At 61.9% G+C, this 25847-nt stretch carries 18 protein-coding genes; 12 read left to right on the top strand and 6 right to left on the bottom strand.

Going from position 1 to position 25847, the window contains the following annotated elements:
• Positions 1–10: 10 nt before the first annotated feature.
• Positions 11–460 carry a cupin domain-containing protein gene (locus AB4Z24_RS05795; protein ID WP_441706470.1) on the bottom strand — a complete coding sequence of 150 codons (450 nt, stop codon included), beginning with the start codon at positions 458–460 and terminating at the stop codon, positions 11–13.
• A 100-nt stretch (positions 461–560) separates the two neighbouring features.
• Between AB4Z24_RS05795 and ggt the strand changes: the two genes are divergently transcribed.
• Both ggt and AB4Z24_RS05785 read left to right on the top strand, forming a co-directional pair.
• Entirely contained in the window at positions 561–2303 is a 1743-nt protein-coding gene (ggt, locus tag AB4Z24_RS05790; protein WP_441706468.1) for a gamma-glutamyltransferase, read from the top strand.
• Between the two features lie 35 nt (positions 2304–2338).
• On the top strand, positions 2339–3337 hold the full coding sequence (locus AB4Z24_RS05785) for an FAD-dependent oxidoreductase (protein ID WP_441706466.1): 999 nt from the start codon (positions 2339–2341) through the stop codon (positions 3335–3337).
• On the opposite strand, the gene AB4Z24_RS05780 is transcribed toward AB4Z24_RS05785, so the two are convergent.
• Positions 3296–6739, bottom strand: coding sequence for an acyl-[ACP]--phospholipid O-acyltransferase (locus AB4Z24_RS05780; RefSeq protein ID WP_441706464.1), 3444 nt, complete (start codon positions 6737–6739; stop codon positions 3296–3298). The two genes, AB4Z24_RS05785 and AB4Z24_RS05780, sit on opposite strands and share 42 nt — an antisense overlap.
• A 159-nt stretch (positions 6740–6898) precedes the next feature.
• Here AB4Z24_RS05780 and thiS point away from each other — a divergent pair, with 159 nt between their 5' ends.
• From thiS to hemH, 5 genes are all read left to right on the top strand, one after another.
• Entirely contained in the window at positions 6899–7117 is a 219-nt protein-coding gene (thiS, locus tag AB4Z24_RS05775) for a sulfur carrier protein ThiS (protein ID WP_441706463.1), read from the top strand.
• A gap of 20 nt (positions 7118–7137) precedes the next feature.
• Positions 7138–7953: a thiazole synthase gene (locus AB4Z24_RS05770; protein WP_441706461.1), complete on the top strand. Its 816-nt coding sequence runs from the start codon at positions 7138–7140 to the stop codon at positions 7951–7953.
• A gap of 7 nt (positions 7954–7960) precedes the next feature.
• Positions 7961–8581: a thiamine phosphate synthase gene (locus AB4Z24_RS05765; RefSeq protein ID WP_441706459.1), complete on the top strand. Its 621-nt coding sequence runs from the start codon at positions 7961–7963 to the stop codon at positions 8579–8581.
• Positions 8582–8694: 113 nt separating this feature from the next.
• Positions 8695–9747: a CHAD domain-containing protein gene (locus tag AB4Z24_RS05760; protein WP_441706458.1), complete on the top strand. Its 1053-nt coding sequence runs from the start codon at positions 8695–8697 to the stop codon at positions 9745–9747.
• A gap of 41 nt (positions 9748–9788) precedes the next feature.
• On the top strand, positions 9789–10850 hold the full coding sequence (gene hemH / locus AB4Z24_RS05755) for a ferrochelatase (RefSeq protein WP_441706456.1): 1062 nt from the start codon (positions 9789–9791) through the stop codon (positions 10848–10850).
• Positions 10851–10879: 29 nt separating this feature from the next.
• Here the strand turns inward: hemH and AB4Z24_RS05750 are convergent, their stop codons facing one another.
• Positions 10880–11911 carry a KpsF/GutQ family sugar-phosphate isomerase gene (locus AB4Z24_RS05750; protein ID WP_441706455.1) on the bottom strand — a complete coding sequence of 344 codons (1032 nt, stop codon included), beginning with the start codon at positions 11909–11911 and terminating at the stop codon, positions 10880–10882.
• 192 nt (positions 11912–12103) lie between these two features.
• Between AB4Z24_RS05750 and AB4Z24_RS05745 the strand changes: the two genes are divergently transcribed.
• Positions 12104–13729, top strand: a complete 1626-nt coding sequence (locus AB4Z24_RS05745; protein WP_441706453.1) for an outer membrane beta-barrel protein — start codon at positions 12104–12106, stop codon at positions 13727–13729.
• Between the two features lie 14 nt (positions 13730–13743).
• On the opposite strand, the gene AB4Z24_RS05740 is transcribed toward AB4Z24_RS05745, so the two are convergent.
• Complete coding sequence (locus tag AB4Z24_RS05740) at positions 13744–14640, bottom strand: UTP--glucose-1-phosphate uridylyltransferase (protein ID WP_441706451.1); 897 nt, start codon at positions 14638–14640, stop codon at positions 13744–13746.
• A gap of 167 nt (positions 14641–14807) precedes the next feature.
• On the opposite strand from AB4Z24_RS05740, the gene galE reads away from it, so the two are divergent.
• The 4 genes from galE (at position 14808) to AB4Z24_RS05720 (ending at position 19190) form a co-directional block, all read left to right on the top strand.
• Positions 14808–15809, top strand: coding sequence for a UDP-glucose 4-epimerase GalE (galE, locus tag AB4Z24_RS05735; protein WP_441706449.1), 1002 nt, complete (start codon positions 14808–14810; stop codon positions 15807–15809).
• A gap of 88 nt (positions 15810–15897) precedes the next feature.
• Complete coding sequence (locus AB4Z24_RS05730) at positions 15898–17151, top strand: lytic murein transglycosylase (RefSeq protein ID WP_441706447.1); 1254 nt, start codon at positions 15898–15900, stop codon at positions 17149–17151.
• A 120-nt stretch (positions 17152–17271) separates the two neighbouring features.
• Complete coding sequence (locus AB4Z24_RS05725) at positions 17272–18606, top strand: SGNH/GDSL hydrolase family protein (RefSeq protein ID WP_441706445.1); 1335 nt, start codon at positions 17272–17274, stop codon at positions 18604–18606.
• Positions 18607–18659: 53 nt separating this feature from the next.
• The gene (locus tag AB4Z24_RS05720; RefSeq protein ID WP_441706443.1) at positions 18660–19190 is read left to right on the top strand and encodes a dihydrofolate reductase family protein; all 531 of its coding nucleotides are present in this window, start codon (positions 18660–18662) and stop codon (positions 19188–19190) included.
• 136 nt (positions 19191–19326) lie between these two features.
• Here the strand turns inward: AB4Z24_RS05720 and AB4Z24_RS05715 are convergent, their stop codons facing one another.
• Together AB4Z24_RS05715 and gltB are read right to left on the bottom strand one after the other, a co-directional pair.
• On the bottom strand, positions 19327–20766 hold the full coding sequence (locus AB4Z24_RS05715; protein WP_441706440.1) for a glutamate synthase subunit beta: 1440 nt from the start codon (positions 20764–20766) through the stop codon (positions 19327–19329).
• A 42-nt stretch (positions 20767–20808) separates the two neighbouring features.
• On the bottom strand, positions 20809–25539 hold the full coding sequence (gene gltB, locus AB4Z24_RS05710; RefSeq protein ID WP_441706439.1) for a glutamate synthase large subunit: 4731 nt from the start codon (positions 25537–25539) through the stop codon (positions 20809–20811).
• Between the last annotated feature and the right edge of the window lie 308 nt (positions 25540–25847).

The raw sequence follows: 25847 nt of genomic DNA, 5'->3' as shown, positions 1-25847 counted from the left end.
TGCTGGCGGATTATTCCGGCGCTTTTTCTGGCACCGAAGTCGGCAAGCCTTCGGCACCCATATAGACGACGAAGAGCCGAACCATATCTGTCCCCGTGTTCGTGCCCTGATGCGTTTCGTTGATCGCTTCGGCGAACGCTTCGCCCGGTTTGAATGTTCGCTTTCCCTTGGCTCCGTAGTCGACGGTCAGTTCGCCGTCCATGATCATCCCGACCAGCGGAATGCCGTGCTTGTGCCAACCGGTTGTGGCGCCCGGCGAGAGATTGATGAGGCTCGCTGTGATCTTTGCGGGTGCCCCGGTCGGGTAGACGATGGGCTCGCCGACGACCGTCTTCGTCGTTTCAAGGAGAGGAACGACACTTATCGAGGGCGCAAGGGCCATGGCGGTCGCGGCGCCGAGGGCGAAGAGTGCCGGTGCACCCAACGCGAGCAGGACTTTTTTTCTTATGGAAAAAGGCATCTTGTACACCCATGTGTTTCGCCACTGATGACCCGACCTTAATCTTGCTTTTTGCGGTCCGGCGATAGTGTTATTCGTTCGGGTCACTTGCGGGGATTTGATGAGCTTTAGAATTCTGTTCGCGATCTTGTGGTCGCTTGCCGCAGGAACGGCGCTGGCGCAGGAGTTTCGTCCGGCGCCCGAGGGTGCGTCGGGAAGAAGCGAGAAAGCACCAGTCGTCGCCAAGCAGCATATGGTCGTTGCCGCAGAGCCGCCGGCGGTGGAAGCGGGCCGGCAGATATTGCGGCAAGGCGGATCGGCGGTTGATGCGGCCATTGCTACGGAACTCGTTCTCGGCCTTGTCGAGCCGCAATCTTCCGGGCTCGGCGGCGGCGCGCTGATCACATACTGGGATGCCAAAACGCGCACCACCACGACGTTCGATGGCCGCGAGACGGCACCCGCTACGGCGAAGCCCGACCGGTTCCTGCGCGATGGCAAGCCAATGCCGTTTGAGGAGGCGGTGAACTCGGGGCTGAGCGTCGGTGTGCCGGGGCTGCTGCGCGTCCTTTATCAAGCGCACGAGAAATACGGGAAGCTTCCGTGGGCGAAGCTTTTCGAGCCCGCGATCAAGCTCGCCGAGGATGGGTTTCCCGTATCGCCGCGGCTCAGCGAACTTCTGAAGTCGGAGAAGCCGGAAAAGTTCACGCCGAACGCGCGCGCCTATTTCTTTGAGGGCGGCGTTGCGCAGAGAGCGGCTGGGTCGCTTTTGAAAAATCCGGAATACGCGGCGACGCTGCGCACGCTTGCGGCGCGTGGGCCCGATGCCTTTTATAAGGGCGATATTGCCGATGCGATGGTTCAGGCGGTCAAGGAAGCGCCGACCATTCCCGGCGATTTGAGCACCGCCGATCTCGCTGCCTATACGGCGAAGGAGCGCGAGCCGGTATGTTTCGCCTATCGCGAGCGGCAAGTCTGTGGCGTGGGTCCGCCGTCGTCGGGCGCGCTCACCGTCGGCGCGACGCTGAAGCTGATCGAGCCGTTCCCTGAGATTCAGGGCGCCAAGGCAGCGATGACGGCGCCGGCTCTGCACATCATCGCGGAAGCGGAGAAGCTCGCGTTCGCCGATCGCAATCGGTACATCGCCGATCCGGACCGCGTTGCCATACCGTCGGGGTTGCTCGACGACGGGTATCTTGCGGAGCGCCGAAAGTTGATCGATCCGAAAAAAGCGATGGCGAAGGCCGAGCCGGGATTGCCGCCAGGACTCGCCAAAAAGTCTTTCGGCAAGGACGCGACCTACGAGGTGCCGGGCACGACGCAGGTTTCGATTATCGATGACGAGGGCAACGCGCTCTCGATGACCGCAACGATCGAAAGCGCATTCGGCTCGCACCTTTGGGCGAAGGGCTTCCTCCTGAACAACGAAATGACCGACTTTTCGTTCGTTCCCGTAGATGCAACCGGCATGGCCGCCGCCAACGCGATCGAGGGCGGCAAGCGGCCGCGAAGCTCGATGGCGCCGACGATTGTTCTCGGTCGGGACGGGACGCCGGAGATCGTTACGGGCTCACCGGGCGGTTCGCAGATCATTCTCTATGTGGTGAAGACGCTCGTCGCCGTGCTGGATTGGGGTCTTGATGCGCAGCAAGCGGCGTCGTTCCCGAACTTCGGCAGTCAGGGCGGGCCATTCCTGATCGAATACGCGCTGCCGATCGAGTGGCCGGGCTACGAGCTGACATCCTACGGTCAGGCGGTTTCGGGCGCGACGATGACCTCCGGCGTGAACATGATTATCAGGCGTGATGGACTTCTCACCGGCGGCGCTGATCCCAGACGCGAGGGTGTCGCTCTCGGCGATTGATGCTAGAGGATGCGAAACACAAAAGAGTTTCGACCTTGAGCAGATCATCCATTCTCGTCGTCGGCGCCGGTATATTCGGACTTTGGCAGGCCTATACGCTGGCGCGTGCCGGGCATCGCGTGCGGTTGATCGAAGAAGGCCGCGATCCGTTCGCGCGGTCATCCAGCCGATGGGCGGGGGCGATGATTGCGCCCGAATGCGAGGCTGAAGCCGCTCCGCTCATCGTCCGTGATTTGGGACGTGAAGGGCTCCGCATTTGGCGCGAGACCTATTCCGGCATCATGAGCAACGGAACGCTCGTCGTGGCGCATGCGCGGGACGCAGGAGACCTCGCGCGCTTTGCAAAAATGACCGAGGGTTACGCTGCTGTTGCAGGGCCGCGCATTTCGGATCTCGAGCCGTCGCTCGCGGGGCGTTTCGAGCGCGGCCTTTATTTCGAGAACGAAGCGCACGTCGATGCGCACAAGGCGATGGCCTGGCTGTTGGAGGAGCTTCGAAAGCTTGGCGCGGATATCGCGTTCGAAACTCGTTGGGACGGCGCATCTCCCGACGTTGCGATCGATTGCCGGGGCATCGGCGCCCGCGATGATCTGCCGGCGCTTAGGGGCGTGCGTGGTGAGCGCGTACTCATTCAAACCAAAGACGTGAGCCTGTCGCGGCCGGTTCGTCTCTTGCATCCGCGTCAGCCGATTTATGTCGTGCCGCAAGGAGATGGACGGTTCGTCGTCGGTGCGACCGTGATCGAGCGGGAAGATGATGGCCCGATGTCGCTGCGCTCGGCGCTCGATCTCTTAGGCTCGGCCTATGCTCTGCATCCGGCGTACGGCGAAGCCTCCGTACTGGAGATCGGTGCGGGGGTTCGGCCGGCGTTTCCCGACAACGTGCCGCGGATCATCGTCGATGACACGCGCGGCATCATTCGCGTCAACGGCGCGTACCGGCACGGATTTCTTCTCGCGCCGGTTCTAGCGCGGGCGGTTCTGGAATACCTGTCAGACGGCCGGCGTGAGGGGCCGTTGTTCGACGCCCCCTGACGGCGCCGTTTTTGCGGCCAATGCCTGTTTTGCGAGTTCGAGCGCCGCGACGTAGTCGGGCTTGCCGGAGCCGAGCAGCGGAATTTTGCTAACGACGAGAATGTCGGCCGGGGTTGTCAGCTCGCTCACACCTTTCCTCCGCACGAACTGTGCGAAGGCGTCACGCGTGCAGTTAGCATCGGTCGTCAGCAACGCGAGGCGCTCGCCTTTCCGCGGGTCGGGCAGCGCGACGACGACCGTAACCTGGTGCGGCCAAAGCTCGGCGGCCAGTGCCTCGACAGCGGACAGCGAGATCATCTCGCCGCCAATCTTGGCGAAGCGCTTGGCGCGGCCCTTGATCATGATGAAGCCTTGCGGGTCGATCTCGACGATGTCGCCGGTGTCGTGCCAGCCGTTCGCCGGGGGTTCGAGGACGCCCGGATTTTCGGCGCGGTAGTAGCCGAGCATCACGTTCGGTCCGCGCACGAAGAGGCGGCCTCCGTTTTCGATGCCGGGAACGGGATCGAGGCGCGCTTCCATCAGCGGCGAGAGGCGGCCGACGCTGCCCGCCTTGTTCGCTAGCGGCGTGTTGATTGCGAGAACGGGCGCCGTTTCCGTCACGCCGTAGCCTTCGAGAATGCGAACGCCGAAGCGATCCATATAGAGTTGACGCGTCCGGTCCTTTACGGCCTCGGCGCCTGCGAGCACGAGGCGAACGCGCGCAAAGTCATATGGATGGGCGGCGCGTGCATAGCCTGCGAGGAACGTATCGGTGCCGAACATGATCGTGGCGTTCGACTGATAAACGAGTTCCGGAATGATGCGGTAATGAAGCGGTGTCGGATAGAGATAGACGGGCACGCCCGCGACGAGCGGCATCAGCAGGCCAGCTGTCAAGCCAAACGAATGGAAGACGGGCAGGGCATTGAAGACCTTGTCCGTGCCGTTGCAGGCGACGCGCGTGAGGCTCTGAGCGCAGTTGGCGAGTATGTTCCGGTGTGAGAGCACGACGCCTTTCGGCGTGCCTTCGGAACCTGACGTGAAGAGAATTGCGGCCGGCGCATTGAAGTCGGCCTGGACTTGCGGTCTGCCGCCTTGCGCGATGCCCTTGAGCTTGTCGAGAAACGTAATCGTCGGGCGCACGTCTTCGAGATAGATCACGCGCGCAACGGGTTCGATGGCTTGAATGAGCGCTTCCAGATGGCCTTTCTCTACAAAGGCGCGGGAGGTCAGAACGACGGAGACGTTTGCCGCCTTGCAGGCGGAGACGACGTTGGCCGGTCCCGCGGAGAAGTTCAGCATCGCCGGTACGCGGCCGATCGTTTGCAGAGCGAAGAACGTAACGGCGACGCCTGCGGAGTTCGGCAACAGTACGCCGACGGCCGATGCGGGCGGCGGCAACATCGGTGCGAGCTTCGCGCCGAGAACCTGAGCGCCGACGATCAGCTTCTTGTAAGACAGCTTGCTGCCCAGCGGATCTTCAATTGCGGGCTTGCCGGTGTCCCGCGTTTTGCGAGCGACGACGAGCGCTTCGAACAACGTCTGATCGATCGGCGTCGTCAGCACCGCAGAGTCGGTCATGATGTCTTGCAAAGCGGCGCCTGCCGCCTGCCGCCGTGCCTTGCCACGGAGCGCCGGATCGACCCTAAGCCAAACGGGCGGGAGAATGGTCACCGTCGTTTTCGGAAACCAGGCCTTCTTGGTCTGAGAGCTGCTGAGATAGCCGAAATGCGAGCGCTCGAGGCCATCGATGCGAACGGGAATGACGGGCGCATCTGCCTTATCCGCAATCATCGCCGTGCCGTCGTAGACTTTCATCAGTCCGCCGGTCACGGTCAGGCGTCCCTCGGGAAAGATCACGAGCGAAGCTCCGTCTTTGACGGCCTGGATCAGATGGCGCATGCCGAGCGGACGCGTCGGGTCGATCGTGTAGAATTGCGCGAGCTTCAGAAACGGCTTCGCCCACCACGTCTTGGCGATATCGGTATCGACCGCATAGGCGCTGTGGGAGGGAAGCAGTCCGTTCAGCAATCCGGCATCGAGGAGGCTGACGTGGTTGGGGGCGATGATTGCGCGCTCGCCCGCTTTGGGCAGGTTTTCAAGGCCCCGGACTTCAAGCCCGAAGAACGTCTTGAACAGGAAGACGACGACGTCTTTTACGCCCTCGGCGCCCCAGGCCCGAAGGACGAGGCCAACGACGATCAGGTTTGCCACTCCGAGACCAGCATAGGGAAGCGAGACCGAAATTTTCTCGAACTGGAGGCCCGCAATCGCGATGCCGATCAGCGTCATGAATGCGGCGGAGAGAACATTGCAGCCTGCGATGACGCGCGAGCGACGCTCGACGGGTGACCAGGCCTGTACGGCTGCGAACGATGGCACGATGAAAAGGCCGCCGGCGACGGCGATGCCAGCGAGGTCGATCAGCATGTGAAGGCCCTCGATGGACGTCAGGACCTCTGCCGCGCTGAGGGGCGCAGGCGCGGGCTTCATCGCCGACGCGAGCCACGCGAGATCGAGCAGGAAGATGCCCATCAGCAATGCGCCGATGGGAACGAGAGCGAGATTGGGACGATTGGTGCTGGCTCGCGCGGCCGCAATCGATCCCACCGCGACCGCGACCGCGAAGGTGAAGAGCGCAAGTGCGTAGACCGACGGTGCGCCGTTGAGCACTTGCGGAATGAGGTTCTGCAGCAGCGCCAGCACTGCGGCTCCAACCAGCCAGAACCATGATGTGATGAGCGCGCCTTGCCATATGCGCCTGTCTCCGCGCAGGTCCTTCAACAGTGTGGCCGTCGATGTAAAGACGTTTCTATCGATGACGAGATCCGGCACCGACGATGGCGCGGGCGGAATGAAGCGCGCGAAAAGCCAGCCGAGAACCGAGATGCCGATGATCGCGCTGGCGACAATGATGATTTCCGTCTCGCCGCCGGACGCGAGATTGCCGCCGATGGTTCCGATCAGGATGGCGAGGAAGGTCGCGCCTTCGATCAGCGCATTGCCTGAGGGGAGTTCCTTGGTTTCGAGATGCGTTGGCAGCAGGCCGTATTTCACCGGGCCGAAGAACGCGCTCAGCGTGCCGAAGAGAACGAGCGCTGCGAACAGCAGGGCGACCGACGGTAACAGGAAACCGGCGGCAGCGATTGCGGCGATCGGGATTTCAAACAGGCGGACGCGCGCTGCGACCTTTGCCTTATCGAACTTGTCCGCGAGCTGACCGGCGAGTGCAGAGAAAACGAAGAATGGAAGCACGAGCGCCGCGCCCGCAAGCGTTCCGAGTGCCGGACCGTTTTCCATTGCGAGCTTGTAGACCACTAGCATCTGGAGCGCGTTCTTCAGCAAGTTGTCGTTCAGTGCCGCTAAGAGCTGGCTCCAAAAGAGCGGGGCAAAGCGGCGGGACGACATCAAGCGGGAAAACATCGGCTGATCCTCAAGTTCGATGCCGGAGATTCAGATGCTAATTGCGGCGGATTGGCGGGTCCCTTTGACCCGTCTCGATTATATGCGTTAAAAATCCGGCGAACGCTCTGGTAAACGACGATAAAAATGCCTATTTCCGGCCCGCAGGTCATTTGAGCGATGCTACAACACGAAACAACTAACGAGCTGTTTGTAAACGGGCAGAAGACCGCCAGCGGCGCCGGTACGCTCGCCGAGCTCGTTCACGAGCGCGGCTTGTCCGAGGCGAAGGTCGCGACGGCGCTCAACGGGCAGTTCGTACCGGCCGCGCGGCGTGCTACGACGACGCTCCGCCATGGTGACCGCGTCGAGATCGTTTCTGCTCGGCAGGGCGGCTAAAAGGGTTAGTTGCGCTTAAAATGAACATTCGCGATCAGGCGTTGCATTCGGGGCGCGCGCTCTCCGTTTATGGAGAGACGATCTCATCGCGGCTTCTGCTTGGAACGGCAGGCTATCCGTCTCCGGCCATTCTGGCGAATGCCGTCAAGGCATCGGGAGCCGAAATCGTAACGGTGTCGTTGCGCCGCGAGGCTGCGGGCGGAAAAGCCGGCGAGCGCTTTCTCGACATCATCAAGGATCTCGGCGTCCGCGTGCTTCCGAATACGGCTGGATGCAGGACGGCGAGCGAAGCCATCACAACGGCTCAGATGGCGCGCGAGCTTTTCGGAACGGATTGGATCAAGCTCGAAGTCATCGCCAACGACGATACTCTGCAGCCCGACGTGTTCGGACTGGTCGAAGCGGCCGGCTCGCTCAGCCGCGACGGCTTCAAGGTTCTGCCCTATACAACGGAAGATCTCTCAGTCGCGGAACGGCTGCAGCGCGCGGGATGCCAAGTCATCATGCCTTGGGGCGCGCCGATCGGCAGCGGCCGGGGACTGGCCAATATTCAGGCGCTGACGAGCCTGCGCGCCTATTTTCCTGATGTGACTCTCGTCATCGATGCGGGCATCGGCGCACCGTCGCATGCGGCGCTGGCGATGGAGCTTGGCTACGACGCCGTGTTGCTCAACACGGCGGTTGCGAAAGCTGCCGACCCTGTGAAGATGGCGGCGGCGTTTGCATCGGCGATCCAGTCGGGCCGCCTCGGGTTCGAAGCGGGGCTGATCCCGGCCCGCGACATGGCGGTGCCTTCGACGCCCGTCGCAGGGACACCGTTTTTCGATCTCGATTGAGTGTGCCTTGACATCCGAACAGCAGCCCAAGCTCGCCCGTTTCTACCCAATCGTGCCCGACACCGGTTGGCTCGGACGCATCGTTCCGCTCGGAGTGAAGTTCGTGCAGCTTCGGATCAAGGACGCCTCGTCAGCCGAGGTTGCCGCGGAGACGAAGCGGGCGCTCGCGATCTGCCGCGAACATAATTGTCAGCTTGTTCTTAACGACTACTGGGAAACGGCGCTCGATACCGGTGCCGATTACATACATCTCGGACAGGACGATCTCAGAACCGCCGATCTCGAGGCGATAAAGCTCGCGGGTATCAAAATCGGGATTTCGACCCACGATCAAGCGGAGCTTGGAGCCGCTCTGGCGGCCGAGCCCGATTATGTGGCGCTTGGTCCGATCTACGAGACCAAGCTCAAAGCCATGCCATGGGCGCCGCAAGGTCTTGAGAAAATTGGGGAATGGCGGAAAAAGCTTGGCGGCTTGCCGTTGGTCGCGATCGGCGGCCTGACGCCGGAACGCGCCGCCGGCGTGTTCGAGGCCGGGGCGGACAGTTTGGCGGTTATTACTGATTTCTTTACGGCCGCCGACCCAGAGGCGCGTGTTCTCCAATGGTTGCGGCTTTCGGAGGCCCGGTAGCGGCAGCAGCTATGCGTTAACCACAACGGTGGTGCTCGGCCGTTGTTTGTGACAGTTTTATGTGGTTCGGATCTAGGATCAGGCACAATTCTCTCGTGAAGCCGTCCCCGCGTATGCCCTATCGATTCAAAATCAACGAGCCCGTCGAAAAGGGGTTTCGTCGTATTGCGTGCGAGCAGCTGGATAGCTCGCTTGCCGAATTGGCCGGTCCGGAAGCCAATCCCAAGTCCGTTCACGAGTGCCGGAAATCCATCAAGCGGCTGCGGGCGCACATCCGTCTGGCGGCGGACAGCCTGGGGGTAAAGAAGGCGCGGCGGCGCACGAAGGCGCTGGGCGAGATCGCGAAGCTTTTGTCGGCGCGGCGCGATCAGACCGTTATGCTCGAAACCATCGGGAAGCTCGCAAACGAATTCCCGGATGGCGAGGCCGCGCTGGCGCCGTTCAAGGCGATCCTTGTGGCTCGTGCCGAAAACGAGCCGGATCGCCTCGAACCCGATACGGCCGCCCGTGCGCGTGATCGCCTCATTCAGGAAGCGAAGAAAATCGCGAACCTCGGCTTCAAGAAGCACGGTTTCGCGGCGCTCGCGGGGGGCCTCGAAGCGAGCTACCGGCGGGCGCGGAAGGGAATGCGTTACGCCTACGACGAGCCGACCGACGAAAACTTCCATGAGCTGCGCAAAGCGGTGCAGTGGCACTGGCGGCAGATGGCCTTGCTCGGCCGAGCCTGGCCGGATGAATTCGCAGTTCGAGTGAATGCGGCGCGGGAACTGTCGCAGCTTCTCGGCGACGATCACGATCTCGCGGTGCTGGTTGCGGCGGTTTCAGCCGCGGACCTGACGGACGAGCAGAAGGACGCGGCGATTGCCATTTGCCGGCAGCAGCAGCAGATTTTGCGGAAGCAGGCCGAATATCGCGTGAAGCGGCTGTTTTGTGAGAAGACGCGGGACTTCATCAAGCGCGCTGGGGCCTATTGGAACTATGGCCGGGCATTGGATCCGCTGGTCGAGGCGCCATCGACGGCGCGTCCGAACGGCCAAACCGATCATACGACCGCACCGGCTGCGGTTGATGACCGCGCCGGAGAGGCAGTTCCAACTCCTGCTTTGTCGAAGCCCAGACTGGCAGCAAAAACCGTCGCCTCTGCCCCATCGCAACGGCGCGCCTGATCCGCTAGGGTTGCGCTGATTTTCTGCTATTCGGAGCGCGGATGAACGAAGTTCCAAAACCCGATCAGTTCGAGTCCGAATCTGTCGCGCTGCCGGCTGGGCATGATCCGGTCGCGCATGGCCGGATTGGCGTTCTGCTTCTCAATCTTGGGACGCCTGATGGTACCGGCTATTGGCCGATGCGCCGCTATCTCCGGGAGTTTCTGTCGGATGAGCGCGTCATCGAGGAGCCGAAGTGGAAGTGGTGGCCGATCCTCAATCTCATCATCCTGACCGTGCGTCCGAGCCGTAAAGGGCGCGATTACGCGACGATCTGGAATAACGAGCGAGACGAAGGGCCGCTGAAGACGATCACGCGGAGCCAGGCCGAGCAATTGACCAGCCGGTTTCAGGGTGATCCGCGGATCGTCGTCGATTGGGCGATGCGCTACGCCAATCCAACGACGGAGAGCCGCATACAGGCGCTCAAAGAGCAGGGGTGCGACCGCATTCTGCTCGTGCCGCTCTATCCGCAATACGCAGCCGCCACCACGGCGACGGCGTGCGATCAAGCGTTCCGTGCGCTCATGAAGATGCGTTGGCAACCGGCGGTCCGCACGGCGCCGAGCTATCACGACCATCCGGCTTACATCGAGGCGCTCGCCCAATCGATGCGCAGGAGTTTGGCCGATCTCGATTTCGAGCCCGAGAAAATCATCGCGACGTTCCACGGGATGCCGGAGAAGTATTTCAAGGCCGGCGACCCCTATCATTGCCAGTGCCAGAAGACTTCGCGGCTACTGCGGCAGAAGCTCGGGATTGCGGAAGACCGCTGGCTGACGACCTTTCAGTCGCGTTTCGGCAATGATCCCTGGCTGCAGCCCTATACGGATAAGACCGTCGAGGCGCTGGCCAAATCGGGCGTCAAGAAATTGGCCCTTGTCGCGCCGGGTTTCTCAGCCGATTGCCTCGAAACGCTCGAAGAACTCGACGTTGAGAACCGGCATATCTTCGAATCCAACGGTGGTGAGAAATTCGCCTATCTCAAAGCGCTCAACGACAGTTCCGAAGGCGTGGACGTGATCGAGGCGGTGGTGCGCCGCGAGCTGCAGGGTTGGCTTTAACGGGCGTCCGCTTGCGCTTGCCCCTTCGACTAGGCCACGCCCACGCGCAGTAGATCGTGGACGTGCACGATGCCGATGGGCTTCTGCTTCTCGACCACAAACAGCGCCGTGATGCGAGACGAGTTGATCAGTTCCAGGGCGGCTGACGCGAGCAAAGTCGGCGCGATCGTCTTGGGCTTCGCGGTCATCACCTCGTCGACCGTCACTTCAAGCAACTTAGCGCCCATGTGTCGTCGCAAGTCGCCATCGGTGATCACACCGATGAGGCGCCCTTTGGCGTCCGTCACGCCGACGCAGCCGAAGCTTTTCTCGGTCATTGCGACAAGAGCTTCGGACATCGGGGCGCCGCTTGCGATCAACGGCAGCCGTTCGGACGGATGCATGACGTCGGCAACGTATTTGAGGTTGGCGCCGAGCGATCCACCGGGATGGAAGATCTTGAAGTCGTGGGCTGTGAAGCCGCGTGCGTCCAGCAGCGCGATGGCGAGGCTATCGCCGATCGCCAGCTGAATGGTGGTCGACGTCGTCGGCGCGAGGCCATGCGGGCACGCTTCCTTCACGCGCGGCAGAAGCAGAAGGATATCGGCTTGCTCGCCGAGAGCGGAGTTCGCCTGCGAGGTGATCGCGATCAAGGGCACTGCGAACCGGCGCGAATAGGTAATGATCGGCTTGAGCTCAACGGTTTCACCGGACCACGACAGCGCGAGGATGAGATCCGATCGCGTAATCATGCCGAGGTCGCCGTGTGAGGCTTCGCCCGGGTGAACGAAGAAGGCTGGCGTTCCGGTCGAAGCGAAGGTCGCGGCAATTTTCTGGGCGACGTGGCCGCTCTTGCCGATGCCGGTTACGATGACGCGGCCGCTGACGGCCTTCAGGCGGCGAACGGCTTCATCGAACGCCGGAGCCATGGGGCCCGCAACGTCGTTCGCGAGCTGCGCCAAGCCTTCGGCGCCGAGATTGAGCGTGCGAAGCGCTGAAGAAATCGGCGTCGTCTCATCGGATTCGCCAGCAGTTCCCCGGCGCTCACTCTCGGGCAGCTGGAATGGAATGACCTTCTGCATCCGCTTGATTTCCCCCATTCGCCCGATGTTCGGCTGCCCCTGTGACTCGGCCAAACGACATTAACACTTTCGCTTTTGAGGGGCGCAGAAGCAACCCCTGGTTCGTCTTAAAGCGACATTAACCAACCGTTTCTACGGTCCTCTTCTGACTTGTGGCGTTTCGCGTGAAAAGTCGTTCATGGGGACGCTGAAATGGTCGACCGGCTGTCCGCCTGGTTGATAAGTGGAATTGTTTTAGTAACGCTTTCGGGCGTGCCGGAGAAGGCTGCCCTGGCCCAGACTGCGCCGGCCGGCGTGCAGACGCCAATCAACGAAAATTCTGGCACCGGCTCGTCGCAGCAGACGTCGCTTCAATCCGACACGCAAGACGATGATGATGGCGCGGGCGATCAAGCATCGAAGTCCGATCAGCCGGGCGATCCCGAATCTCAGCAGAGTGGACAGGCGGAAGATGGCGATGCGGGCTTGTCCGCCGATCCGTCGGGCCTCGTTGACGGCAGCGTCGATACGACGGGTGAGCCGCGGCAAGCGCTGGATGGAGATCCAACGGTTGGCGGAGCGCGGGTAGAAGGGGAGGCAGCCGCTCTCATTGAAAATCCGCCTGCGGGCTACGATCCGTTGCTCTTTCAGATCGAAGATCTCGATCCCTATACCGACAACCGGACGACGCGGCGGCTCTTCCGGCAGGAGCCCTATGATCCCGTCGGCATCAAGGTCGGCAGTTTCGTGCTCTTTCCCGAGGTCGAGTTCGGCGCGTCCTACTACTCGAACGTTTTTCACGCGTCCGGTTCGCCCTCCGACTGGGCGATGGATGTGAAGCCCGGAGCAAGGCTCGTATCGAATTGGGGAACGCATGCGCTCGAGCTCAGAGCCATCGGCGTGCTGAGCTTCTACAACGACTTTCCGACGGAAGACGATCGCGACTATACGCTCGAGGCGCGCGGCCGGCTCGACATCACCAAGCGCGCGAATCTCCAGGCGTTGGTTTCACGGCAGCAATATCTGGAAGATCGTTCGGCGCTTGACGCGAGTTCGGTCGGCACGCGGTCGGTCATCGATACGGACCGGGCGGAACTCGCCTACAACCAGCGCTTCAATCGGCTGTCGTTGCAGCTTCGCGGAAGTATTCAGGATTATACGTACGGGAGTACCGAAGACGCGGGTGTCGTCACGTCCAACAGGGATCGCGATTACACGGTGTACGAGGAGACGCTTAGAACCTCGTGGGAGTTCAAGCCGTCGTTCTCGCCGTACGTCGAGTTTGCGTACAATCATCGCGATTATGCCATCGCCGCCCAGAGCGACTCGATCAACCGCACGTCGAACGGTCAGCGCTACCGGGTCGGCGTGTCGTTCGGGAATGCCGGCGAAATTCTTCGCGGCGACATCAGTCTCGGGTACGGCATCCAGACGCCGGAGGATTCCCGTCTTCATGCTGTCGATGGGCTGACGATCGATGCCAACGCGGCGTGGCGGGTGACCCCACTGACGACCGTGCTGTTCAACGCCAGTTCGGACGTTTCAGAAACGACGACAGCGGATGTCGGGGGCGCCTTCTATCGTTCGGCCGGGTTTGAGGTTCGGCATCAGCTCAGAAGCTATCTCGTCGCTTCCGCGGGCATTATCTATTCAAACCAGAACTCGCAAGACGGCGTCATCAACGATAGGCAATGGAGTGAAACGGTGGGCATCGAATACTATGCCAATCGCAACACGGTGCTTTTCGGGAAATACCAGCACGTGAATTTCAACGGCATCGGCGTCCCGAACGACTATGTGGGCGACGAGGTCCACTTCGGCGTCCGGTTACGCCAATAAGCCGATGGCAGACCCTATGCGTGCGCCGCGAGCAGCCTGTTCAGCTCGCGCTTGAAGTCGCTCGCAAGATCGGGGCGCTCGAGCGCCAGCGCGACGTTGGCCGTCAAAAATCCGAGCTTCGATCCGCAGTCGTAGATGTCGCCATCGAAACGAACGGCGTGGAATGGCTGTCCGGCGACTTGCATCAGGCCGATCATGGAATCGGTGATCTGGATTTCGCCGCCAGCACCGCGCTCCTGTTTTGCGAGAAGGCCGAAAATCTCCGGCTGCAGAATATAGCGTCCACTGATGTGAAGGTTGGACGGCGCCGTGCCTGGCTTCGGTTTCTCGACCATGCCGGTGATTGGCGAGACCTTGGCGTTGACATCCTTCACGCCGACGATGCCGTATTGATGCGTTTGGTCGTCGGGAACGGGTGCGACGGCGATCAGGTTGCCACCCGTATTCGCATAGGCTTCGATCATATCGCCCAAGCATGGCGTGCGGCTGTGATGGAGCATGTCCGGCAACAGCAGCGCAAACGGCTCGTCACCGACCAGTTCCCGCGCACACCACACCGCGTGACCGAGACCGAGCGGCGATTGCTGGCGCGTGAAGCTCGTTTGCCCCGCCTGCGGAAGATCGCGCGCGAGGGCTTCGAGTTCCTTGTTCTTGCCGCGGGAGGAGAGTGTCGATTCAAGCTCGAACTGCTTGTCGAAGTGATCCTCGATGACGCCCTTATTCCGTCCGGTGACGAAAATGAAATGCTCAATGCCGGCGGCTCGCGCCTCGTCGACGACATGCTGAAGGACGGGCCGGTCGACGACCGTCAACATTTCTTTCGGCACTGCCTTGGTGGCGGGGAGAAACCGGGTTCCGAGGCCTGCTACCGGGAAGACAGCTTTACGGATAGGTCTTTTTGCAACGGTCATCATATGCTCCAAGGACGCCAGAGATGCGGTCCAAGCTCATTTGGTAACGATTTATGGCTATTCCCCGATTTTGAGAAGGAATCTCGTGGGGCGAGGCGGGTCATTTGCGCCGAGGCGCTGTCTCCTTTAGGTCTGTGGGTTATCGAACTCGGGAGTCGATTGCAACTATGAGCGTACTGGTCACCGGCGGGGCCGGTTACATCGGCAGCCACATGGTGCTCGAACTGGTGGACAGGGGCGAGGACGTCGTCGTCATCGATAATCTGTCTACGGGGTTTCGCTGGGCCGTCGATCACCGTGCGACGCTGGTGGTGGGCGATATTGCAGATAGCGATCTCGTCAAAAAAACGATGCTCAGTCACGGCGTAGATGCGATCATTCATTTCGCCGGGTCGATCGTGGTTCCGGATTCGGTCGCCGACCCGCTCGGCTATTATTTAAACAATACGGTCAAATCACGGGGCCTCATCGCCGCCGCCGTCGAGACCGGGGTGAAGAATTTCATTTTTTCGTCGACTGCTGCGGTCTACGGCAATCCTGAAGAAAATCCGGTGCCGGAAAGTGCGCCGCCAGCTCCGATGTCGCCCTACGGCTCGTCGAAGCAGATGACCGAGATCATGCTGTCGGACGCGGCGCGCGCGCATGATTTCCGTTTTGTCGCACTTCGCTATTTCAACGTCGCAGGCGCCGATCCAAAGGGCCGGTCCGGGCAATCGACACCCCGCGCGACACATTTGATCAAGGTCGCGTGCGAGACGGCTCTCGGCAAGCGCCCGCAAATGGAGGTCTTCGGAACCGACTATCCGACGCCTGACGGCACCTGTGTGCGGGACTACATCCACGTCAGCGATCTCGCGAAGGCGCACTCGGTGGCGCTCGATCATTTGCGGCGGGGCGGGGCGTCCGACATCTTCAATTGCGGCTACTCGAAGGGCTATTCCGTCATCGAGGTCATCGCCGCGGTGAAGCGGGTGTCCGGCGTCGATTTCAGGGTTCTCCTGTCGCCCCCGCGCGCGGGCGATCCGGCGGCGATCGTCGCCGCATCGGCAAAAATCCGGGAAAAGCTCGGGTGGCGGCCACAGCATGACGATTTGGAACAGATCGTCGCGCAGGCGCTTAACTGGGAACGGCGCGTCGATGCCTTGAAAGCGGGCACCGTCGAGGTCTGAGCCCCAAAAATGCCCTGAAAATCGGGCAATCGCACGCATCCGCGCTCGTTCGCAATTGGGGCCAGTTACACAAGGAAGGCAGCGATCGATGCTGTTAGGACGACGCATTTTCGAGATCTTGTCAGCCGTCGTCCTGGCGGCCGGAATGGTGTTTGCCGCGTCCGTCGTCCAAGCGAAGCCTACCGAAGAATTCCGCACCTTTATCGAGAGCCTGTGGCCCGATGCAAAGGCGGCGGGCGTCAGCCGCAAAACATTCGATGCGGCCTTCGCAGGCGTCGAACCCGATTACAGCATTCCCGATCTCGACATTCCCGGACGGCCCAAGGTCGACAACAGCGGCCAGGCGGAATTCACGAAGACCGCCGCCGATTATCTCTCGAAGCCCTATCTCGAATCGCTTGCGGTCCAGGGCCGGAAGTTTCTCGCCGAGCATAAAACCGATCTCGAGCGCATCGAGAAGATGACGGGCGTCGACCGGTATACGCTCGTCGCCATTTGGGGCCGCGAAACGGCCTACGGGTCTTATCATCCGCCGAACGATGCGATCCGGATGCTTTCGACGCTCGCCTATGCCGGAAAGCGCAAAGATAAATTCCGCGAGGAGCTGATCGCGGCGCTCCAGATGCTGCAACAGGGCGTGCCGCGTTCCGACATGAAATCGTCGTGGGCTGGAGCGCTCGGACTGACGCAGGCCATGCCGACGGAATATCTTAAGTACGCGGTCGACGGCGATGGCGACGGCAAGATCGACATCTGGCGCTCGGTCGCGGATGCGCTTGCGTTCACGGCGCGGCAGCTCGAGGGCAAGGGTTGGGTTCGCGGCGCGCGCTGGGGTTACGAGGTCGTTGCGCCCGCCAAGGCCGATTGCTCGCTCGAAGGACCGCCCGACGCCCGGCCGATCGGTGACTGGCTGAAGCTCGGCTTTCGAAAGGCCAGCGGTGCGCCGTTCACGCAAGCGCAGCTTGGCGATGACGCCTACCTGATGATGCCGGCGGGTGCCTACGGTCCGGCATTCCTCGCGGCGCAGAATTTCCGGGTCATCCGGCTCTACAACACGTCCGACCTCTACGCGCTCTTCGTCGGCAATCTCGGGGATCGCATTCGCGGCGAGGGGGATTTCGTGACGCCGTGGAAATCCTTTGCGCAGCCGAGGACGCAAACCGTTCACGATCTGCAAGCCAAGCTCAAGGATTTGGGCTATCCCATGGACAAGACGGATGGGAAAATCGGCTCCAATACGCGGAAGCAGATCGGGCTCTATCAAAAGGCGAATGGCCTGAAAATCGACTGCTGGCCCTCCGATGGCGTGCTCGCTCACGCCAACTCGCAGGCGAAGCGGTAACCCAATGGGGGTTGTGGCGATGCGGCCTGGCGTTGGAGCCCGGGCAGCGAGGCTGTATGGTGGGGCCTTGGAATCATACACCCTCCGCAATCTTGCGGTTCGTGAAAGGCACATGACCGGATGAGCGCCTTCTCCAGGCATCTCTGCCTCTGGCTCGCGGTAATTCTCGCCGCGCTCGTGGCCGTGCCTGGGTCGTCCGTGCGCGCGGGAGACGACGACCAGGGCGGGACGTTCCTCACGTCGTTTCCCGATAACGACGTCTATCAGGTGACCGTCTACGGTGACGGGTTTGCTGAAGGCCTGCTGGCGGGTCTAGTCGTCGCGTTCGGCACCGACGCCCGGATGAATATCCAGAAGCAGGTGACGCCGTTCTCGGGCATCGGTCTCGCGGACTTCGACGCGAAGGTTACAAACCTCGAAAAGACGATCGCAACGCAGCCGCTCAACATCGCCATCGTCATGGTCGGCGAAGACGACCGCATGTCCTTTCGTGGCGCTGACGGCAAGCGTCTGCCTCCCGGAGGCGAAGCTTGGCTTGCCGAATATACCCGTCGCGTCGACCGCCTGATGCGGGTGTTCAAGAGCAAGAACGCCGGCGTCTACTGGGTGGGCATGCCGAACCTCGCCCGTTCGGACGCCAACGAACTCGCTCAGAAGATGAATGACGTCATCCGCGAGCGCGCCTATCTCAACGGCTATAAATACATCGACGCCTACCAGGGCTTCACCGACGAAAACGGCGCGTACTCGTCGTACGGGCCCGATCTCGAGGGTGCGATCCGGCTGTTGCGGCTTCGGGACGGCGTCAACTTCACGGATGCCGGCAACCGGAAGCTCGCACATTTCGTCGAGAAGGAATTGCGGCCGGATCTCATTCAAGCCAAGACCAACCGCAACATTCCGTTGCTCGGAGCGGAGCCCGAGCAGGCAAAGATCAATCCGGACAATGCGGTGAAGACTCCGGCGCCGTCGTCGCCTGTTGCGCAGCCCGTGGAGGCGCTCAACCGGACACCGGTCGTCAAGGGCTCATCGCGCGACGGCTCGCCGCCTTCGGCCACGGGCGACGGCACGGGCGATCAGAAGGCTGACAATGGCAGGATCACGCTCAAGATCGTCGGCAACAACGGCCGCGAAGAATCGCAGACGATCGAAATCGTCCGGCCCGCGATTCCGGCATCGGTGGTGACGCTGATGGCGCGGCGTGAGGGTTCGGGCCAGCGGGGCGATCTGCTGGTCGATCAGATTGCCGGCGGTTTGACGCTTATGAGCTCGATTTCGCCGTCGGGTAATAAAGACCGAGGGCGTCTCTCGCCGACGCAGGCGCCGTATTTTCGGCTGCTGGTCAAGGGCGAGCGGCTGCAGCCGAAGCCTGGCCGCGCCGACGACGTGACGTGGCCGCCGAAGCCGGATACGACGAGCCAGTCGAAGCCTGCAGAAAATCCGGGACGGGGTTGACGGTGGCAACGCATTCCTTGGCCCACCCCCACATGATCCCGCAGTAGCGCAGTATGGCGAAGCTCGTCTTTGGCATGAACCAGTCCTTGGACGGCTACGTCGACCATATGGCGATGGCGCCAAGCCCAACGCTTTTCCATCATTACATCGAGCAGGCGCGCGAGCAGGTGGGTAGCGTGTACGGTCGCCGCTTGTACGAAGTCATGCGTTATTGGGACGAGGATCATCCCGAGTGGGATGCGGCGCGGAGCGACTTCGCGGCTGCGTGGCGGCGCCAACAGAAGTGGGTCGTGTCGCGCTCGTTGGATTCGGTCGGCCCTAACGCCACGCTTGTCGACAATGACATCGAGGCGGCTATACGCGCGCTCAAGGCTCAGATTGTTGGGGAGGTTCAAGTTGGGGGACCAGACTTGGCACGAAGCCTAACTGACTTTGGTCTTATTGATGAGTACCGCCTGTACCTTCACCCCGTCGTGCTCGGTCGCGGCAAGCCGTTCTTCGCAGGCCCACGGCCGCCGCTCCGCCTAGTGGCCAGCGATAGAATTGGCGAGGACGTGGTCAGATTGACGTACGTTCCTGCTTGATCAAGCGACGGACGGACTGCGCCGATGCGTCAGGTCCGTTTCGCTAGAATGTAAGCGGCTGGGGCCGGCACGAATTGCCGGCGCCTGCCTTATCGGTCTCGGCGCAACTGCGCCGCGTCTCGCGTAACGCCGCCGTTTAGCGCGGCAGGACGGTCGATCCCATCAGGAACTTGTCGATGGCGTGCGCGGCTTGCCGGCCTTCGCGGATCGCCCAGACGACGAGCGACTGACCGCGCCGGATGTCGCCTGCGCAGAAGAGTTTTGGCGAGGTCGAAAGCTTGTAGTCCTTGTCCGTCGCGTCAAGGCCCTTGAAGCGGCCGCGCGGAACGACGGGCAGCGCAAATTCCTTGACGATGTCGGTTTCCACGGGGCCCGAAAAGCCCATCGCGAAAAGAACGAGATCGGCGTCGAGCGCGCCTTCGGTGCCCTTGATCGGCTGAAGGTTGGCGTTCACGCGCGTGTAGTGAAGCTTTTTCACCTTGCCGCCTTCGCCGGAGAAGCCGGTGGTCGAAATCGAATACTCGGTCTTCGCGCCCTCGGCCTGCGAGGAGGAGACGCGCAGCTTCAGCGGCCAATGCGGCCAGGAAAGCGCCTTGTTCTCCTTCTCAGGCGGCATCGGCATGATTTCGAGCTGCGTCACGCTCAACGCGCCTTGGCGGAAGGAGGTGCCGATGCAGTCGGAGCCCGTGTCGCCGCCGCCGATGACGATGACGTGCTTGTCCTTGGCGGAGATTTCCTTGGTCTTTGGCTTCTGCGGCTCACCGGAATTACGCCGGTTCTGCTGGGGCAAGAAATCCATGGCGTAATGGAGACCGTCGAGATCGCGGCCCGTAGATTTGGCGAAGAAGTCGAACGGCTGCTCGGAGCCGATGGCGATCAGCACCGCGTCGTGCTTCGATTCAAGATACTTCGCCGAGAGATCCTGGCCGACGTGGATGCCGCAATGGAAGGTCACGCCTTCCGCTTCCATCTGCTTGACGCGACGGGCGATGACGCCCTTTTCCATCTTGAAATCGGGAATGCCGTAAACGAGCAAGCCGCCTGGGCGGGCATTCTTCTCGTAGACGTGGACGTCGTGACCGGCGCGTGCGAGCTGCTGCGCGGCTGCGAGGCCGGCAGGGCCCGAGCCGATGATGGCGACCTTCTTGCCGGTCTTCTTGTCCGGCGGAAGCGGCAGGACCCAGCCTTCTTCCCAGGCGCGATCGGCGATGGTGTTTTCAATCGTTTTGATCGTCACCGGCTTGTCGTCGATGTTCAGCGTGCACGACGCTTCGCAAGGCGCGGGGCAGATGCGGCCCGTCACCTCTGGGAAGTTGTTCGTCGTATGAAGGTTGTCGGACGCTTCCTTCCAGTCGCCGCGATAGACGAGATCGTTCCAATCGGGGATCTGGTTGTTGACGGGGCAGCCCGAGTGACAATACGGGATGCCGCAATCCATGCAGCGCGACGCCTGCTTCTTGACTTCAGGCTCGGCCAGCGGAACGACGAATTCCTTATAGTGCTTCAGACGCTCTTCGACCGGCTTGTACTTGCGGTCGGCGCGGTCGATTTCCAGAAAACCTGTCGGCTTGCCCATTTCTTTTTTCGTCTTTCTAATTCGTGATTGGCTGAGCGATAGCTATTGCTTGGTTGCGGCCTCAAGCTCAGCCTCGCGATTGGTTTCGCGGGCCTTCGCCAGCTCAGTCAGTGCGCGACGGTATTCGACCGGCATCACCTTTTTGAACTTCGGCAGGTAGTCGGTGAAGTTCTTCAGGATTTCCTGAGCACGGCGCGAGTTGGTGTAGTGCGCATGGCGCGAGATGAGCGTGTGCAGACGTTCGACATCCTGCTCGCGCATATCGACCATCACGTTCCGGACCGCGATCGCCACGTCGCCGCCCTGCTGGGCAAGCTTCTGCAGCGAGCCTGCATCGGCCGTCAGCGCTTCGAGCTGCACCATCTCCTTGTTGAGACGGCCTTCGAAGTCGCCCTTGTCGTCGAGCACGTAGGCGATGCCGCCCGACATGCCGGCAGCGAAGTTGCGGCCGGTCTGTCCGAGAACGACGACGACGCCGCCCGTCATGTACTCACAGCCGTGATCGCCGGTGCCTTCGACGACGGCGTAGGCGCCCGAGTTGCGGACAGCGAAGCGCTCGCCGGCGACACCGCGGAAATAGCATTCGCCGGTGATCGCGCCGTAAAGCACGGTGTTGCCGACGATGATGCTTTCCTCGGGCGTGATCGAGGATTTCGGATCAGGGCGGACGATCAGCTTGCCACCCGACAATCCCTTGCCGACGTAGTCGTTGCCTTCGCCGATAAGGTCGAGTGTGACGCCGTGTGCGACCCAGGCGCCGAATGCCTGTCCAGCCGTGCCTTTGAGCGAGAACCAGATGGTGTCTTCCGGCAAGCCGGCATGGCCGAAGCGCTTGGCGACTTCGCCTGAAAGCATCGCGCCGGTCGAGCGGTTCACGTTCCTGATTTCGAGGTCGGCTTTCACCGGCCGTTTCAATTCAAGAGCGGGCTTCGCAATCTCGATGAGCTGGACGTCCAGGACCTTGTCGAGGCCATGGTCCTGACGCTCGCTGTTGAAGATGGCGACGCCCTTCGGCGCATGGGTCTTATGGAAGAGCTTCGTGAAGTCGAGCCCGCGTGCCTTCCAGTGCTCGATCGCGCGATCCTTATCGAGCTGATCGCTTTGGCCGATCATCTCGCTGAAGGAGCGGAAGCCGAGCTGTGCCATGATCTCGCGGACTTCTTCGGCGACGAAGAAGAAGTAGTTGATCACATGTTCGGGCTTGCCGGAGAACTTCGCGCGCAGGACGGGGTCTTGCGTTGCGACGCCGACGGGGCAGGTGTTCAGGTGACACTTGCGCATCATGATGCAGCCCGCTGCGATCAGCGGCGCGGTCGCGAAGCCGAATTCGTCGGCGCCGAGCAACGCTCCGATCACGACGTCGCGGCCAGTCCTGATGCCGCCGTCGACCTGAACGGCGATACGGCCGCGCAGGCGGTTGGCGACAAGGGTCTGATGGGTTTCGGCGAGGCCGATTTCCCAAGGGCTACCCGCGTGCTTGATCGACGTCAGCGGAGACGCGCCGGTGCCGCCCTCGAAGCCCGAAATCGTCACGTGGTCAGCGCGTGCCTTCGCGACGCCTGCCGCAACGGTGCCGACGCCGACTTCCGAGACGAGCTTCACCGAGACATCAGCCTTCGGGTTGACGTTCTTCAGGTCGTAGATGAGCTGCGCCAGATCTTCGATCGAATAGATGTCGTGATGCGGCGGCGGCGAGACGAGGGTTACGCCCGGTGTCGAGTGGCGAACCTTGGCGATCGTCGCATCGACCTTGTGACCGGGCAGCTGGCCGCCTTCGCCGGGCTTGGCGCCCTGGGCCATCTTGATCTGCATCATGTCGGAGTTGACGAGGTATTCCGTCGTCACTCCGAAACGGCCGGAGGCAACCTGCTTGATCGCCGAGCGCATCGAGTCGCCGTTGGCCATCGGCTTGAAGCGATCGGATTCTTCGCCGCCTTCGCCGGTGTTCGAACGGCCGCCGATGCGGTTCATCGCGATGGCGAGCGTGGTGTGCGCTTCGCGGCTGATCGAGCCGTAGCTCATGGCGCCGGTCGAGAACCGCTTCACGATACTGGCAGCGGATTCCACTTCCTCGATCGGCACAGGCTTGCGGCCGAAGGATTCGGCCGAGCGAATGCGGAACATGCCGCGCAGCGTCATCAGCTGCTCGGACTGATCGTTGATCGACTTCGAAAAGTCGCGGAACTTCTGCGGGACGCGTCCGCTCATCGCTTCCTTGTTGTCGGTCGCGCGGACGGCATGCTGAAGATCGGCCACCGTTCCGGGGCGCCACATGTGCGCCTCGCCGCGGATGCGATATGCGTATTCGCCGCCGACCTCGAGCGCGTTGGCCAGCACCGGCACGTCGCCGAAGGCCGCCTTGTGACGCTCGACCGTTTCGCGCGCGATCTCGCGCAGGCCGACGCCTTCGACCTGAGTGTGCGTGCCTGTGAAATAGCGATCGACGAAGCTCGACCGCAGGCCGACGGCGTCGAAGATCTGGGCGCCGCAATAGGACTGGTAGGTCGAGATGCCCATCTTCGCCATGACCTTCAGCATGGCTTTGCCGATGGCCTTGATGAAGCGCTTCTTCACCATTTCCGGAGTCGTTCCCTCGGGAAGCTCGGGGAGCATCGTGTAGAGCGTTTCGAATGCGAGATAGGGGTTGATGGCTTCGGCGCCGTAGCCCGCAAGCGTGCAGAACTGATTGATCTCGTGCGCTTCGCCCGTCTCGACGACGAGACCAACCGAGGTTCGGAGCCCCTGTTTGATCAGATGATGATGCACCGCCGACGTTGCGAGCAACGAGGGCAGCGCGATGCGGTCCGGTCCGGCGCGGCGGTCGGACAGAATGATGATGTTGAACTCTTTGGCGCGAACGTACTCTTCCGCCTCGGCGCAAATGCCGTCGAGTGCGGGACCCATGCCGCCCTCGCCCTTCTCGGCCGGATAGGTGATGTCGATCGTGATGGATTCGAAGTCGTTGTCCTTGACGGCGCCGATGCCGCGGACGCGCTCAAGATCTTCGTTCGTCAGGATCGGTTGAGCGACTTCGAGGCGCTTCTGCTTCGAGGTGCCTTGGAGATCGAGGATGTTCGGACGCGGACCGATGAACGAGACGAGGCTCATCACCAGCTCTTCGCGGATCGAGTCGATCGGCGGGTTCGTGACCTGCGCGAAGTTCTGCTTGAAGTAGGTGTGCAGCAGCTTCGACTTCGACGACAGCGCCGAGATCGGTGTGTCGGTTCCCATCGAGCCGGTGGCTTCCTCGCCCTTCTCGGCCATCGGCGTCAGCAGGAACTTGATGCTTTCCTGCGTGTAGCCGAACGACTGCTGGAGATCGAGCAGCGCGACGTTCGATTTCGCCGCTGAGGCGCCCTTCGCCGGAAGAGGCAGGTCAGAAACCTTGATTTGCGTTCGCTTCAGCCACGTCTCGTAAGGGTGGCTGGCGGCGATTTCCGCTTTCAGTTCCTCGTCGGAGATGATGCAACCCTTTTCGAGGTCGATCAGCAGCATCTTGCCGGGCTGCAGTCGCCACTTCTTGACGATGTTTTCCTCGGCAACGGGCAGCACACCCGACTCCGAGGACATGATGACGGTGTCGTCCTTGGTGACGAGATAGCGGGCGGGGCGGAGGCCGTTGCGATCGAGCGTGGCGCCGATCTGGCGGCCGTCGGTGAAGGCCATCGCCGCCGGGCCGTCCCACGGTTCCATCAAGCAGGCATGATATTCGTAGAAGGCGCGGCGCTTTGTATCCATCGTCGGATTGCCGGCCCAGGCTTCTGGGATCAGCATCATCGCAGCGTGCGAGAGGCTGTAGCCGCCCATCACGAGGAACTCGAGCGCGTTGTCGAAGCAGGCGGTGTCGGACTGGCCTTCATAGGAGATCGGCCACAGCTTCGAGATGCGGTCGCCGAAAAGCGGCGAGGATACGGACGCCTGGCGGGCGGCCATCCAATTGACGTTGCCACGCAGCGTGTTGATTTCGCCGTTATGCGCGACCATCCGGTAGGGATGGGCAAGCTTCCAGGACGGGAAGGTGTTGGTCGAGAAGCGCTGGTGAACGAGAGCCAGCGCCGACACCAGGCGCGGATCGGAAAGATCCTTGTAGTAGGCCTTCACCTGGTATGACAGGAACATGCCCTTGTAGACGACCGTGCGCGTCGAGAGCGAAACGGTGTAATGCCCGATGTCGCGACCCTTGTAGGCGTCGTGAATGGCATTCGAGACGACCTTGCGAACGGTATAGAGGTGACGCTCGAACTGTTCCTGGTCGTCCATCGACGCGGGACGGCGGACAAACACCTGCCGCTGCACCGGCTCGACATCGCGCACCATTTCCGAGAGACAGCTGTTGTCGACTGGCACGGTGCGCCAGCCGATCAACTCCAGACCTTCTTCCTTGAGGCAGCGCGCCCAGACGCGTTCGCAGTGGGTACGAAGGCGCTCGTCGCGGGGCATGAAGACCTGACCGACAGCATAGTGGCCGGGTGCCGGCAATTCGAAGCCCGCGGATTTGGTCTCTGCCGCCAGGAAGTCGTGCGGAATCTGAATCAGGATGCCGGCGCCGTCGCCCGACAGAGGATCGGCGCCTACGGCGCCGCGGTGCTCGAGGTTCTCGAGAATCTTCAGCGCACCCTCGACGATGGCGTGCGACTTGCGACCCTTGAGGTTCGCGATAAAGCCGACGCCGCATGCGTCGCGTTCAAGGGCCGGATCAAAAAGACCTTCCGCCGCCGGACGGCTTCCGTCGCCGATTTCGTCTTCCAGCGGAGACAGGTAACCTTCGCTCATCTGTTGCCTCGTATGGCCAGTGGCCTGAATTTCTGAACTTCGGTGTGGTAGGACGCCTGTTGGAGGCGCGGCTCATTCAATGTTTTGTGCAGCGCTACGCCGCCGGAGAGCACCGGTCACGCGTAGCGCGGGCGCTTTCGGTCACTTCGGGCCAGCGCACTGCGGCGTACCGCATGACGCCCGCGGCCGAACGCGCGGCTCTGCAAACCGCTTATCCTGCTTTCGAACACCAAAATGTCTCCCACGCCACAACCGGCCGCAAAGCAATGCCTCGGCCGATCGCGTAACGTCCGAACCGTCCTCCGTGC

The organism is Hyphomicrobium sp. 2TAF46, assembly GCF_052114865.1.
Lineage (GTDB): Bacteria > Pseudomonadota > Alphaproteobacteria > Rhizobiales > Hyphomicrobiaceae > Hyphomicrobium_B.
This window is presented reverse-complemented; position numbering and strand designations above follow the sequence as displayed.